12 protein-coding genes, 1 tRNA gene and 1 pseudogene are annotated in these 12,721 nt (G+C 68.3%); 7 read left to right on the top strand and 7 right to left on the bottom strand.

The window, feature by feature from the left end:
* Positions 1-11: 11 nt before the first annotated feature.
* Positions 12-782: an SDR family oxidoreductase gene (locus GTV32_RS12170; protein ID WP_161060535.1), complete on the bottom strand. Its 771-nt coding sequence runs from the start codon at positions 780-782 to the stop codon at positions 12-14.
* Between the two features lie 42 nt (positions 783-824).
* Between GTV32_RS12170 and GTV32_RS12165 the strand changes: the two genes are divergently transcribed.
* Positions 825-1,946: an ROK family protein gene (locus GTV32_RS12165; RefSeq protein ID WP_161060534.1), complete on the top strand. Its 1,122-nt coding sequence runs from the start codon at positions 825-827 to the stop codon at positions 1,944-1,946.
* Positions 1,947-2,000: 54 nt separating this feature from the next.
* A complete protein-coding gene (locus GTV32_RS12160) occupies positions 2,001-2,813 on the top strand; it encodes a transglutaminase family protein (RefSeq protein WP_161060533.1) in 813 nt (270 codons plus the stop codon).
* Positions 2,814-2,872: 59 nt separating this feature from the next.
* On the opposite strand, the gene otsB is transcribed toward GTV32_RS12160, so the two are convergent.
* From otsB to GTV32_RS12145, 4 genes and pseudogenes are all read right to left on the bottom strand, one after another.
* Positions 2,873-3,661, bottom strand: a complete 789-nt coding sequence (otsB, locus tag GTV32_RS12155) for a trehalose-phosphatase (protein ID WP_161060532.1) — start codon at positions 3,659-3,661, stop codon at positions 2,873-2,875.
* On the bottom strand, positions 3,658-5,193 hold the full coding sequence (locus GTV32_RS12150) for a trehalose-6-phosphate synthase (RefSeq protein WP_161060531.1): 1,536 nt from the start codon (positions 5,191-5,193) through the stop codon (positions 3,658-3,660). The genes otsB and GTV32_RS12150 overlap by 4 nt, the downstream gene beginning before the upstream one ends.
* Positions 5,194-5,197: 4 nt before the next feature.
* Positions 5,198-5,359, bottom strand: a complete 162-nt coding sequence (locus GTV32_RS23135; protein WP_190266600.1) for a hypothetical protein — start codon at positions 5,357-5,359, stop codon at positions 5,198-5,200.
* Positions 5,360-5,443: 84 nt separating this feature from the next.
* Positions 5,444-6,939: pseudogene (locus GTV32_RS12145) on the bottom strand (threonine/serine exporter family protein).
* Between the two features lie 4 nt (positions 6,940-6,943).
* Here GTV32_RS12145 and GTV32_RS12140 point away from each other — a divergent pair.
* Positions 6,944-7,018 (top strand) — tRNA-Thr (locus tag GTV32_RS12140).
* Positions 7,019-7,111: 93 nt separating this feature from the next.
* On the opposite strand, the gene GTV32_RS12135 is transcribed toward GTV32_RS12140, so the two are convergent.
* A complete protein-coding gene (locus tag GTV32_RS12135) occupies positions 7,112-7,954 on the bottom strand; it encodes a formylglycine-generating enzyme family protein (protein WP_202422494.1) in 843 nt (280 codons plus the stop codon).
* Positions 7,955-8,089: 135 nt separating this feature from the next.
* On the opposite strand from GTV32_RS12135, the gene GTV32_RS12130 reads away from it, so the two are divergent.
* Complete coding sequence (locus GTV32_RS12130; protein ID WP_161060529.1) at positions 8,090-9,643, top strand: carboxylesterase/lipase family protein; 1,554 nt, start codon at positions 8,090-8,092, stop codon at positions 9,641-9,643.
* A gap of 22 nt (positions 9,644-9,665) precedes the next feature.
* Here the strand turns inward: GTV32_RS12130 and GTV32_RS12125 are convergent, their stop codons facing one another.
* On the bottom strand, positions 9,666-10,412 hold the full coding sequence (locus tag GTV32_RS12125; RefSeq protein ID WP_161060528.1) for an SDR family oxidoreductase: 747 nt from the start codon (positions 10,410-10,412) through the stop codon (positions 9,666-9,668).
* Positions 10,413-10,636: 224 nt separating this feature from the next.
* Between GTV32_RS12125 and GTV32_RS12120 the strand changes: the two genes are divergently transcribed.
* From GTV32_RS12120 to GTV32_RS12110, 3 genes are all read left to right on the top strand, one after another.
* Positions 10,637-10,912: a hypothetical protein gene (locus GTV32_RS12120; RefSeq protein ID WP_161060527.1), complete on the top strand. Its 276-nt coding sequence runs from the start codon at positions 10,637-10,639 to the stop codon at positions 10,910-10,912.
* A gap of 96 nt (positions 10,913-11,008) precedes the next feature.
* Positions 11,009-11,407 (top strand): RidA family protein, encoded by a 399-nt coding sequence (locus GTV32_RS12115; protein WP_161060526.1) that lies wholly within the window; start codon positions 11,009-11,011, stop codon positions 11,405-11,407.
* Positions 11,407-12,624 carry a winged helix DNA-binding domain-containing protein gene (locus tag GTV32_RS12110; RefSeq protein ID WP_161060525.1) on the top strand — a complete coding sequence of 406 codons (1,218 nt, stop codon included), beginning with the start codon at positions 11,407-11,409 and terminating at the stop codon, positions 12,622-12,624. Before GTV32_RS12115 ends, GTV32_RS12110 begins: the two co-directional genes overlap by 1 nt.
* Positions 12,625-12,721 lie beyond the last annotated feature (97 nt).

The following is a 12,721-nucleotide window of genomic DNA, read 5'->3' as shown; positions in this document are numbered from 1 at the left end:
CGAACTGTCGTTCAGCCGGTCTTGACGTTGCGCCGGGCCGATGCCTGGTCGCGCGGCTTGATGATGATCTGGTCGAGGTCGACATGTGGCGGTCGCGACGCCACGAAGCCGATCACCTCGGCCACGTCGTCCGCGCTGAGCGGGGTGAGGCCCTCGTACACGGCGTCCGCCCGCTCCTTGTCGCCCTCGAATCGGACGAGGGAGAAGTCCGTCTCCACCATGCCGGGCGCGATCTCGGTGAGACGCACGGGCTTTCCCAGCAACTCGAAACGCAGGGTGCGGTGCATCATCGCCTGTGCGTGCTTGGCCGAGGTGTATCCGGCTCCGTTGTCGTAGGGTTCGATCGCAGCGATCGACGTGATCGTCACGATGAGTCCGTCTCCGGATGCGATGAGCGCCGGGATCAGGGCCTTGGTCATGCGCAGGGTGCCGAGGACGTTGGTCTCCCACATCCACCGCCAGTCGTCGAGGTCGGCGGTCGCCACCGGGTCGAGTCCCTTGGCACCGCCCGCGTTGTTCACCAGTACGTGGACCTTGTCCAGGCCGGCCACAAAGGCATCCACCGAGTTCTCGTCGGTCACATCGAGTTGTCGGCCGGTGCCACCGATCTCGGCCGCGAGCTCGTCGACCAGCTCGGTCCGTCGCGCCCCGAGCACCACGTGATAGCCCTGACCGGCGAGCTCTCGAGCGGTCGCGGCGCCGATACCCGAACTCGCACCGGTGACCACCGCGACCTTCTGCCCGGACTCCGACGAACCTGCTTGTGCCGTGCTGGTACTCATGGGTTCAGCTTAGCGACGCGCACCCATTGCTAGATTCAGTGCATGTCGTCCACCGGAGTAGTGCCAGCGGCGCTGCAGGTGGGCTCGGTACCGGCGGCCGCGGTTTTGCAGGCGGTCCGTGTGAACGCCCCGGTCACCCGCGATCACCTGTCGGCGGCCACGTCACTCTCGCCGGCCACCATCAACAGGCAGGTCACGATCCTCGCGCGACTCGGACTCGTCGTCGAGCGGCCCGATCTGGTCGACCCGGGCGGTATCGGCCGGCCGAAGAATCCGCTGACCCTCGACAGGGACAAGTTGTGCGTCGCGGGCATGCACATCGGTGCCCGCCGGACACTGCTGGCGATCGCCGACCTCGGCGGGAGGACGCTCTACAGTCACGCCGTACGAACCCCGCACGACGAGTCCGCGGTCGGCGATCTCTGCCGTCAGTTGCGTGAGCTCGCCGCGCGCTTCGGGGGCCGTCGATTGCTGTGGGCCGGTGTCGCGTCGGGCGGCCTGGTCGACGCCGCGACCGGAATCGTCGACCACCCGGTGCTCGGTTGGCGCCGGGTGCCCGTCGGATCGATGTTGTCGTCCGAACTGGGGGTGCCGGTCTCGGTGTGCGAGCACGTGCAGGCGATGGCCGCGGCCGAACTGCTCCTGACCTACCCGCGAGAGTTCGACGGCACGGGACTGTTCTTCTACGCCCGGGAGACCGTCGGCATGGCGATGACGATCGACGGCAAGGTGCACATGCCGGTCCGGGGTGCCGGAACCATCGGGCATCTGCCCGTGCACGCATCGGTCCTCGCGGATGGGCCGACCGCAACGCTGCAACAGGTGATCGGCAGTGGACCGACCCGGCGGGCCGCGCAACGGTGGGGGATCGCTGAGGATTCCGCACTCATCGCCGACGACCGCGCCGACGTCCTCGGCGCCACCGTCGCGATGCTGCGCGACGTCCTCAACCCGGACTCGATCGTGGTGTCCGGCGACGCGTTCGCCGCGCACTCCGACGGTCTCGCGCCGGTGCAGGCCGCCTTCGACAAGGCTTCCACGATCAGTCGGCCGCTGGAGATCGCGCCGTCCCGCTTCGGGATTCGCGTACAGGAGAGCGCAGCGGTCGTCGTGGCGCTCAGCGTGATCTACGCCGATCCGGTCGGCGCGACGGCGGCGGACTGAGGAGTCGGACGGTCCCGCCCGGCCGGCGGATCGTCGATGACTTACCGTGGTTTCATGACCACATCCCCACGTGACGTCGCGGCCTCCCTCGAGGTCTATGTCTCTGCCGCCACCGAGTTGGAGATGCAGATAGCCGTCGCGCGGCTACCCGGTCTCACGATGACCGAGTCGTTGACGGTCACCATCGACGGGGATCCGGTCGAGCCGGAGGAGATCGTGGGCGAGCACGGCAGTCGTATCCATCGCCTGCAGATCGAGTCCGGTCTGTTGTCGGTCGAGTACTCGGCCTCGGTCACCACGCCGGCCGATCCGATTCCGGTGGGTATCACCGACCGCTCGATCTATCTGCGGCCCAGCCGATATGCCGAATGTGACAAGTTCTTCGGTTTCGTGGCAGGGCAGTTCGACCTCAGTCTGCCGCCGCGCGAACTGCTCACCCAGGTGACCTCGTTCGTACAGAACCGGCTGAGTTACATACCGGGGGCGAGTGATCCGATCGACGGCGCTGCGGACACCCTGCTCGCCGGGGCGGGCGTATGCCGGGACTACGCGCACCTCGTCGTCGCTCTGCTGCGCGCGCTCAACATCCCGGCACGCCTGGTCGCCGTCTACGCTCCCGGCTGCGACCCGATGGACTTCCACGCGGTGGCCGAGGCCATCATCGACGACGAATGGGTGGTGGTGGACGCCACCCGGCTCGCGCCACGGCAGAGCCTGGTGCGGATCTCCACCGGCCGCGATGCCGCCGACACAGCGTTCCTCGACAACCACCGTGGCACGATCAATCTCAATTACTACAAGGTCACCGCGACCGTGCGGGGCGACCTGCCGGTGGACACCGGAGAGCAACGCATCCGTATCGGCTGATGCCGGAGTGACGCCGATCGACGAGGTCCGGTACCCGCTCGGCGGATCGGGACGGCCGGTCAACCCTTGTCCGACAACCATTCCCGACGACGGCCGGTGACGAACTCGAGAACGGTCGCCACGTCGTCGGTGTCTTCGATCCGGTACGCCGCCGCGGTGTCGCCTGCGCCGACCTTGATGCTGACGTCGCCGTCGGATCGCAGGTGTGCGAACGCCTTCTCGTCGGTGACGTCGTCGCCGAGGTAGATCACCACGTCGGCGTCGAATCGATCGCGGAGTACGTCGAGAGCATGGCCCTTGCTGGTCTCGATGACGGCGAGTTCGATGACGGCCTTGCCCTCGGTCACCTCGACCCCGGACCACGCGGCCGGGCCGGATCGGGTGCGCCGCAGTGCGGTCTCGGCGTCCGCGGGTGTCGCATTGCGCACGTGGATGACCGCGCTCGCGGGCTTGGTCTCCACCATGGCGCCAGGGTAATCGACTGCGATGGAACGTAGTTCGTCGATGATCCGGGCGAGGAGCGCGCGGTGCTCGTCGGTGATCTCGGCGGCGAAGCCGGATTCGAACTCGCTGCCGTGACTGCCCACGAGGGTCACCGGTTCCGAGAGCCCCGACAGCTTGGCGAGCACCGAGAGCGCGCGTCCGGAGATGACGGCGGCTGCGGTGGCGGGCAGGTGGGCGGCCGCCTCGATCGCTGCCACCGATGCCGGATCGGGAACGGCGTCTTCCGGACGGGAGACCAGCGGCGAGACGCACCCGTCGTAGTCGGATGCCACCAGCAGGCGGCGCGACTGCGCGGCGCGCAGCAGCGCCTCGCGCAGGTCGGCCGGAATCCCGGTCGCGCTCATCTGTCCCGGCCGGACGATTCTGAACCGCCCTCGACGAGGTGGACGCCACGGTTGGCGTCGGCGGCCGTCTCCGACAACGACGACAGGGTACCCAGGAAGCTCTCCGCCCATTTCGTCACGTTGTGGGTGAGGACCTGGCGTCTGAGTGCGCGCATCCGTCGTCGTCCCTCGTCCTCGGTCTGCTCGACGGCGGCGACGATCGCATCCTTGACGCCGTCGAGATCGTAGGGATTCGCCTGATAGGCGGACCTCAATTCCGCTGCGGCGCCGGTGAACTCGCTGAGCACCAGGGCGCCCCCGAGGTCGCTGCGGCAGGCGACGTACTCCTTGGCGACCAGGTTCATCCCGTCACGCAGCGGCGTCACGAGCATCACGTCGGCGGCGACGAAGAAGGCGATCAGTTCGTCGCGGGGGACCGGACGGTGCAGGTACTGGATCACCGGCTGGCCGACGCTGCCGTAGGTGCCGTTGATGTTGCCGACGAGCTGCTCGATGCCTGCCCTCATCCGGACATAACTGTCCACGCGCTCCCGGCTCGGGGTGGCCAACTGCACCATCACGGTCTGTTCGGGGTCGATCCGCTTCTCCGCCAGCAGTTCCGACAGTGCCTTGAGTCGAACGTCGATGCCCTTGGTGTAGTCGAGCCGGTCGACACCGAGCATGATCGTCTTCGGGTTGCCGAGTTCCTCTCGGATCTCCGCCGCCCGCTTGCGGATCTCCTTGGACCGGGAGTTGGCGTCGAGGTCGCCGGAATCGATGGAGATCGGGAAGGCGCCCACCCGCACGGTGCGGAATCCGACCTGCACCACGCCGAAGCGGGACCGCACGCCGACCGAACCCTTGCTGGTGGCCTGCCCGGCCAGCCGACGGGCGAGGAAGAGGAAGTTCTGGGCGCCCCCGGGCAGATGGAACCCGATGAGGTCGGCACCGAGCAGACCTTCGACGATCTCGGTTCGCCAGGGGAGTTGCATGAACAGTTCGACCGGTGGGAACGGGATGTGCAGAAAGAACCCGATCTTGAGGTCCGGCCGCAGCATCCGCAGCATCTTCGGGACGAGCTGTAGCTGGTAGTCCTGGATCCACACGATCGCACCCTCGGCCGCCGCCTTGGCGGTCGCCTCGGCGAACCGGCGGTTCACCTCCACGTAGGCGTTCCACCATTCGCGGTGGTACTCGGGTTTGACGATGACGTCGTGGTAGAGCGGCCACAGGGTGGCGTTGGAGAAGCCCTCGTAGTATTCGGCGATCTCCTGTGTCGACAACGGGACCGCGTGGATCTCGACGCCCTCGATGTCCGGGTTGTCGTCGGAGTCGGCGATGCCGGACCAGCCAACCCACGCCCCGGTCTGCGCTCGCAGGATCGGCTCGAGCGCGGTGACCAGACCGCCGGGGCTGCGCTTCCAGTTGACCGTGCCGTCGGGCAACACTTCTTTGTCGACGGGGAGACGATTCGCGACGACGACGAAATGTGCGTCACCCTTGGGATGTTCGGCGGTGGTCCCGCCACTCGAGACGTGCCCGGACTCCGCCACGGTGCTAGGCGTTCTCGCCCGGCGCGATCCCCAACATCGACAGGAGCATCCGGCATTCGTCGGCGTCGGTCGCGTAGGCGGCGACGACGCGGCGCGCCGAGTTGGCGGTCTCGTCGGCTACCGGCTCCAACTCGTCGTCGGGGATGTCGGTGGTCTTCGCAGGCATGTTTCCCTCTTGCTTCGCAATCGTGTGTCCAGCTGTGGGTGGCTGGCGGCGCCGCGCCTGATGTGGTGGGCGCGACACCCGATTCTACCTGCTCGGTCGCGGTCGGTCCGTGATGACCTGGCGACGTCGGTCACCGATCGGGAAGCGCCCGTGTGCCCGGTTGCGCCGGAGCATCGCCATCCAGGCGGGACGGACCGCCAGTTGAGGTCGGCGGAGCGAGCGTGCGATGAACTCACCGAGGGTCACTCCCGCGGCCAGTGCACAGCCGATCGCGAGGGCGCTGGTGATCCACGTGAATCCGTTGACGGTCTGTTCGTTCAGGATTCCGTAGAGACCGCGATAGACGGCCAGACCCGGTAGCAGTGGTGTGATGCCCGCGACCGCGACGACCAGCGGCGGGGTGAGTGCACGGCGGGCCATGAGGCCACCGAGGAAGCCGACGAGGGCGGCCGCTATGCCGTTGGCGACGACGTCACCGACCGAGGTGAAGGTGGCCACCGCGACCACGGCCGCACCGATCGCCCCGCCCACGAAGGCGACCGGAAGGGCTTGTTTCTCGGCGTAGCTGGCCAGCGCGTAGGCAAATGCCGCGACCGCCCCGGCGAAGATGCGGGAGGGGAGCTCGACCGCGGGAAACGTGGTGTCCGGGGTGATCGTCGGCAGGTAGATGCCCGCGTGCTCGAACAGCTGGATCGCGATACCGACACCCGCGATGAGCCCACCGGTCATGAGCAGCAGTTCGAAGAATCGGGCCACACCGGTGATCGGCGCCCCCGTGATCGCGTCCTGTACGGAACCGACGAGGGACAGACCGGAGAGCAGTACCACGATCCCGGCCGCGATGACGAAGGACGGACTCAGATCGAAGTTCAGGCGTTCGGAGAGGCCGAAGGTGACCGCGGCCGGCACCACCGCGATGACGCCGCCGGTGAACTGCTGGAAGAACACCGGGGTGCCGATGCGGTTGAGCCTGCGATTCACGAGGATGACGGCGACGGTACTGACGAAGGCCAGCAACGCGCCCAGCAATCCGCCGCCCAGCAACACGGAGATGCCGCCCGCCATCAGACCCCACGCGGACGTGGCGATCCAGTGGGGTAGGGATGCGGTGCCGTGATGATCTCGTCGACCATCCGGTGTGCGGTGGCCGGGGTGAGGGCCATGTCGCGGATGCGTCGCACCAGCCGGTCGATCTCGGCGAGTCGGGTGAAGTCCATCGAGCGGTAGTAGACCTGTTCCATCGTCGTGATCGGCGGCAGCGTCGCACCGCGCCGCGCGCTCACCACGATGGTGTTGTAGGTGACGTCCACGTCGACGTCCTCGAGTCCGTACACGCCTGCGACGAACTCGATCTGGCGTTGCGTATCCGTCGCGGCGGTCCCCGAATCCAGCAGCACCGCCCCGATTTTCGTCGCCAGATCCAGGACCTCGGTGATGGCGGCGACGTCGAACCGGTCGATCGGCTTGCGCGGCGACACCATGATGCTGCCGGGCTCGATGGTGTCGATGGTGGCCTGGCGGCCACCGACGAGGTGGATGGGGTTCAGGTACCCCAATGCGCGGCCGATATACTCGCGCACGCAGGCCTCCTTAGCTCAGTGGTAGAGCACTCGCCTTGTAAGCGAGCGGTCGTCAGTTCAATCCTGACAGGGGGCTCCATCAGGTCTCGGCGACAAGCCCGAAGGACAACGCTTCTCGGCGGGGCGGCGTTCCCATTTGTGACGAGACTCATCCGTCGCCTGGGGCCGGGCGTCAGATCACGCACCGGAATCCCATATGCGATGTCGCCGAGTCGTCGGATTGTGCCGATCTCGCGGCCGGCCGGTACCGCCGGCAGTACTCCGGGGCGCAGATGTGGGAACCACCCTTGGTGACCCGCATGACCTGCGGCGACGTCGTCGGCGCCAGGAGGTCGGGGCGGCCGTCCGCGGTCACCGATCCGTCGGCCGGGAGGACGTGACGCGGAACGTAGACGTCGGTGCAGCGCTCCCAGACATTTCCGATCATGTCGAGCAGGCCGAAGCCGTTCGGCGGGAAGGCGCCCACGGGAGAAGTGGTGCCCCAGCCGTCGTTCCGAAAGGGGAACTGACCCTTCCACGTGTTCGCCATCTCCCGGTCGCCGGGCCGGAACTCGTCCCCCCACGCGAAGGTTCGTCCGTCGAGACCGCCGCGCGCCGCGAATTCCCACTCCGCCTCGGTCGGCAGACGGCGACCCGCCCATTGTGTGTAGGCCGTGGCATCCCGGTAGGCGATGTGCGTAACCGGGTGATCGGGCCGGTCGTCGACCGTGGAGGCACCGCCTTCCGGGGCGCGCCACGACGCGCCCGGTTGCCATCGCCACCACTGCCGCCAGTCGCGCAGATCCACCGGGCCCGTCGTGGGGGTGAAGACCAACGAGCCGGGGACCAGTTCGGCCGGGTCGGCTCCCGGGAAGTCGTCTGAGTCGATCGGCTCCTCGGCGACCGTCACATAGCCGGTCGCCTCGACGAACTCGGCGTACTGCGCATTCGTGACCGGATGGCGCTCGATCGCGAACGGGGCGACGACACGTTCGTGCTGCGGTTGTTCCTCGGGGTAATCCTGGTCCGAACCCATTCGGAACAGACCGCCGGGCAGCGGGATCAGATCGGTGAGCGGCACCCTCTCGAGCCTAGGGCTTGTCGAGGAGTGTGCGGCCTCATGTGGGCGCTCTCACCGGCACGGTGCCGCGAAAAGGGACACCATGGACAGATGCCCACAGATGAACGACCCGTCGTCGCCACCGGTCATGGTCCCGTTCGCGGGAGAACCGACTCGGGGGTGGACGTCTGGAAGGGCATCCGATACGCGGCGCCTCCGGTCGGCGATCTGCGATGGCGCCGTGCCCGTCCCGCGGCACCGCACCACGACGTCGTCGAGGCGACCGAGTTCGGAGCCGTCTGCCCGCAGGAGCGCAATCCGGCGATCATGCTCCGCAAGGACGTACGGATGGACGAGGACTGCCTGTTCCTCGATGTGTGGTCGCCGCGCGGCGCCGCTGCCGGAGAGGCACGGTGTCCGGTGATGGTCTGGCTGCACGGTGGTGCCTACGTGTTCGGTAGCGGCAGTCAGCCGCTCTACGACGCCACCCAGCTCGTCACCGGCGGCGACGTCGTGGTGGTCACCCTCAACTACCGGGTCGGGGCGCTCGGGTTCGCCGATCTCACCTCGTTCAACCGGCCCGACGACCCGCGCTTCGAGTCGAACGCCGCGCTCAGTGACGTCCTGCTCGCGATGGCCTGGGTGCGCGACAACATCGCCGGCTTCGGCGGCGACCCCGACAACGTGACCGTGTTCGGCGAGTCTGCCGGCGCAGGCCTGGTGACCACACTGCTCACGATGCCGGCCGCCGACGGCCTGTTCCACAAGGCGATCGCCGAGAGTTCCCCGGCCACCTCGATGTACGACCACGAACGTTCGGCCGGTATCGCCGGCCGGTTCCTCGATGCGATCGGCATCGGCCCGGATGACCTCGCCGAGCTCGACACCGTCGGCGTCGACCGGATCACGGCGGCCACCATGGCCGCGTTCACGGCGGTTCCGCTCGACAGCCCCGGCACCATCGCGTTCGCCCCGGTGATCGACGGTGACCTGGTGCCGCGCCACCCGATGGACGTGTTCCGGGCGGGTCGGTCCACCTCGGTGCCCCTGCTCATCGGCACCAACAAGGACGAGGCATCGGCGTTCAAGTGGATGAAGTCGCCGTTGATGCCGATCACCCCCGCCGACATCGAGCGCATGTTCGCGGCGATGATGACCGAATACCCGGACGTCGCATTGCCGGCGCGCGCACAGATCACCTCGGCCTACTCGGGGATGCGTCCCAAGGTCGCCGGTCTCGGGGTGGCGCGTGACATCGCGTTCCGGATGCCAACCCTGTGGCTGGCAGAGTCGCACAGCCGCCACGCGCCGGTCTTCCTCTATCGCTTCGACTGGGCGACGCGCATGCTGCGGGCGCTCCGGGTGGGAGCGACCCACGCAACCGAATTGCCCTATGTGTGGGGCAATCTGGTCGCGGGTCCGGCGGACATCACCTTCAAGCTCGGCGGCCGCAAGACCGGGGAGGAGATCTCGCGCCGCATGCAGAGCCGCTGGACCGAGTTCGCCCATCGCGGCGACCCGGGCGCGGGCGCGCAGCCGGCCTGGCCGGCGTTCGAGGAGACGGTCCGGTCGACCCTCGTCATCGACGAGACCGATCGTGTCGTCGACGACCTCGATGCCGAGATCCGGCGCGCGTGGGGCGACGAGGTACTCGGCTTTCGCTAGTCGGATCGCCGTCCAGGCTGGGTCAGACGGCCGTCCGTCCGCCGTCGACAGGCATCACCGCGCCGTGGATGAAGGCCGCCGACGGACCGGCCAGATAACAGATGGTCTCCGCGATGTCGTCGGGGCCGGCGACCCGCCGGGCAGGCGCGGACCGGGCGAGTTTCTCGAGTCCGGCCTCGCCCCAGACCTCGGCGGTGCCCTCGGTGAGGGTCGGGCCCGGTGCGACCGCGTTGACGCGCACGCCTCGGGGTCCGAACTCGGCCGCCCACGACTTGGTCAGCAAGTTGAGGGCTGCCTTGCTCGAGCCGTAGACCGCGGAGCCGGCGGTGCCGAAGGAGGCCACCATGGTGCTCACGTTGACGATGACACCGTCGCCGCGCTCGGCCATCGCCGGTGCCAGCGCGCCGACGAGGTAGAACGGCGCCTTGACGTTGGTGGCGAAACACGCGTCGAACACGTCCTCGGTGATCGACGTCGTGGGTCCCAGCGGTCCGATGGCGGCATTGTTGATCAGGATGTCCACCCGGCCGGCCGCCGCGATCGCCTGCTCGGCCAGGGCCCGGCAGCCCGCGGCATCGGTGAGATCGGCGGCCACGAAGTCGGCGGTCCCGCCGGCATCGTGGATCGCGTCGGCCACGGCCCGGCCCCGGTCGCGGTCCCGCCCGCTTGCCACGACATGTGCCCCGCGTGCCGCGAGCAGCATCGCCGTCGCGCGTCCGATACCGCTCGTCGCGCCGGTGACCAGCGCGACCCGTCCCTGAAATGTCATGTGTCTCACCGTATAGCGGGAGTCGGCGACCGGGGACGGGCAAACAGATTGCCACTGTCGAATCCGTGATGTGCGTTGGTGGAGACGGCTCGCAGTGCCGTGGGACCGGAAGTTGTCCGCTGGACCATGTCGGCGCGCGCGATTCCTCGTCGACCGCATACATTGGAACACTGCAGACATTCATCACGACTTCCGCGTGGTGCGGGGGAAGGGCGGTCGACGACATGGGCCGGAAAATCATCGAGGGGTCACAGAAGCGATCGGGGCGCGCCGGGCGGCGGCTGATCGGGGCGGCTCTGGCCGGAGCGGCAATGGCGGGCGCACTCGCGCTGGCCGCGGCGCCCGCGGAGGCGGCGCCGCTGCCGACGATCGAGCCGACGGTCGAGAACGCCGCGCCGACGCTCGACAACATCAAGCTGGGCATCGATCGGGCGATGGCCACCAACCCGGAGCTGGGCCCAGCCGGGAAGCTGGCGCTGTCCCTGTTCCCCAAGTACTGACCTCCACCGAGGCAACACCTTCGAGCCCCGCCGGGCAACCGGCGGGGCTCGATGTGTCTGCCGGGGGGCGTCGGAGCAACGACGTAGGATCTGCCCATGTCGCGAGTTCGCCTGAACGGTTCGTCTGCCCTGCACGACGGAGGCTTCGCCTACAGCTCGACCGTCACGCCCGGTCCATTGCTGTTCACCGCCGGGATCAGTCCGCTCACCACCGATGGCGATGTCGACTCCCCGGGTGACGTCGTCGGCCAGACCCGCAAGTGCCTGGAGAACCTGACCGTGGTCCTCGGCGAGCAGAACGCGTCGATGTCGGATGTCGCCAAGTTGACCGTCTACGTCGCGGAGCGGTTGCAGGCCGACCTCACGGTCGCCTGGGATGCGGTCGTCGAACGGTTCGACGGCGTCGTCCCACCGGCGATGATGATGGGCGTCACCGTCCTGCCGTACGACGAACAGGTGGTCGAGCTCGAGGCGATCGCCGCGCTGCCCGCGTGATGGCTGTCCGCCCGGCGATCACCGACGCGCAGCGTCGCGCCCGTCTGGTCCGTCGTCATCGTCTCGCCGCCGGAGCCGAGGCGTCATCGGTGACCGATCTCGCGGACGCGCTCGTCGGCTACCACGCAACCACCCCGTCGACCGTGTATCTCTCCGCGTGGGCCCGCATCCCGGGATTCCTGCCGAAGGAGATGGACACGGCGCTGTACGACGATCGCACCCTGATCAAGCAGCTCGCGATGCGTCGCACGCTGTTCGTGTTCACCCGACCTGTCCTCGCCGCCGCCGTGGGCGCGGTCGGCCCACGGGTCACCGCGTCGGAACGGACGAACATGCTCCGCGACCTCCGGCGTAGTCCCGGCTTCGATGATCCGGATGCCTGGATCGACGTCGCGCATGCGGCCGTTGACGACGACCTCGCCGACGGTGCGTCGCGTACCTCGACGCAACTGCGCGAACGTCTGCCCGCGCTCGACGGTTACGTGATCCAGGGCGTCGGCACGAAGTGGGAGGCGCGGACACCGATGGGTCCCCGGGTGCTCAACATGATGAGCGCGGCCGGCGACATCGTGCGCGGGCCGAACTTCGCCGGCCGCGACCCGGACGAGGAGTCCCGGTGGCATGTGTCGAGGCCGTCGTGGTCGTCGATGACCGCATGGCTCGGTGAGCCGTTGCCGCTCGTGACGGTCGAAGACGGGCACAAGGCCATGATCGAGCACTGGTTGCGCTCGTTTGGGCCGGGCACCGAGACCGACCTCGTCTGGTGGCTGGGGTCGACGAAAGGTGCGGTGCGTACGGCTCTTGCCGCTCTCGACGTCGTCGAGGTCGACCTCGAGCGCGGGGAGATCGGGTACGTCCTCGCCGACGACATCCCTGGTGACGTGGCGGCCGACGAGCCTGCCGATCCGGTTGCCTGTCTGCTCCCCGAACTGGATCCCACCACGATGGGTTGGAAGCAACGCGACTTCTATCTCGGGCGCCACGGTGAGCAGGTCTTCGACCGCAACGGCAACGGCGGACAGACCGCGTGGTGGGACGGTCGGATCGTGGGCGGTTGGCGCCAACGCAAGGACGACGGCCGGATCGAGGTCCATCCGCTCGAGAAGCTGCCCCGAGCCGCCACCCGTGCCCTCGCGGAGCGGGCGGCCCAGCTCGAGGAGTGGCTCGGTGAGGTGCGCCCCTCGCCTGGCTACCCCGCCCCGTTCATGCGTGCTTGATCCGAGCGCTGGATCTCGCGCCTGCGACATGCATCGCCGCAGGTCGGCATTCACAGAAATCTCCCAGCGATGATCCAGACTCATGGCAGCCTGGTGG

Source organism: Gordonia sp. SID5947 (assembly GCF_009862785.1).
Taxonomy (GTDB): Bacteria; Actinomycetota; Actinomycetes; order Mycobacteriales; family Mycobacteriaceae; genus Gordonia.
The sequence above is the reverse complement of the archived record's forward strand: the minus strand, read 5'-3'. Positions and strand labels throughout refer to the sequence as shown.

What these genes read in the sequence shown, in the direction of transcription:
- GTV32_RS12120 (WP_161060527.1), top strand. Translation starts at nt 10,637, where the DNA reads ATGGGCCGGAAAATCATCGAGGGGTCACAGAAGCGATCGGGGCGCGCC.
- otsB (WP_161060532.1), bottom strand. Translation starts at nt 3,661, where the DNA reads ATGAGCGCGACCGGGATTCCGGCCGACCTGCGCGAGGCGCTGCTGCGC.
- GTV32_RS12165 (WP_161060534.1), top strand. Translation starts at nt 825, where the DNA reads ATGTCGTCCACCGGAGTAGTGCCAGCGGCGCTGCAGGTGGGCTCGGTA.
- GTV32_RS12125 (WP_161060528.1), bottom strand. Translation starts at nt 10,412, where the DNA reads ATGACATTTCAGGGACGGGTCGCGCTGGTCACCGGCGCGACGAGCGGT.
- GTV32_RS12160 (WP_161060533.1), top strand. Translation starts at nt 2,001, where the DNA reads ATGACCACATCCCCACGTGACGTCGCGGCCTCCCTCGAGGTCTATGTC.
- GTV32_RS23135 (WP_190266600.1), bottom strand. Translation starts at nt 5,359, where the DNA reads ATGCCTGCGAAGACCACCGACATCCCCGACGACGAGTTGGAGCCGGTA.
- GTV32_RS12110 (WP_161060525.1), top strand. Translation starts at nt 11,407, where the DNA reads ATGGCTGTCCGCCCGGCGATCACCGACGCGCAGCGTCGCGCCCGTCTG.
- GTV32_RS12170 (WP_161060535.1), bottom strand. Translation starts at nt 782, where the DNA reads ATGAGTACCAGCACGGCACAAGCAGGTTCGTCGGAGTCCGGGCAGAAG.
- GTV32_RS12130 (WP_161060529.1), top strand. Translation starts at nt 8,090, where the DNA reads ATGCCCACAGATGAACGACCCGTCGTCGCCACCGGTCATGGTCCCGTT.
- GTV32_RS12135 (WP_202422494.1), bottom strand. Translation starts at nt 7,954, where the DNA reads ATGGGTTCGGACCAGGATTACCCCGAGGAACAACCGCAGCACGAACGT.
- GTV32_RS12115 (WP_161060526.1), top strand. Translation starts at nt 11,009, where the DNA reads ATGTCGCGAGTTCGCCTGAACGGTTCGTCTGCCCTGCACGACGGAGGC.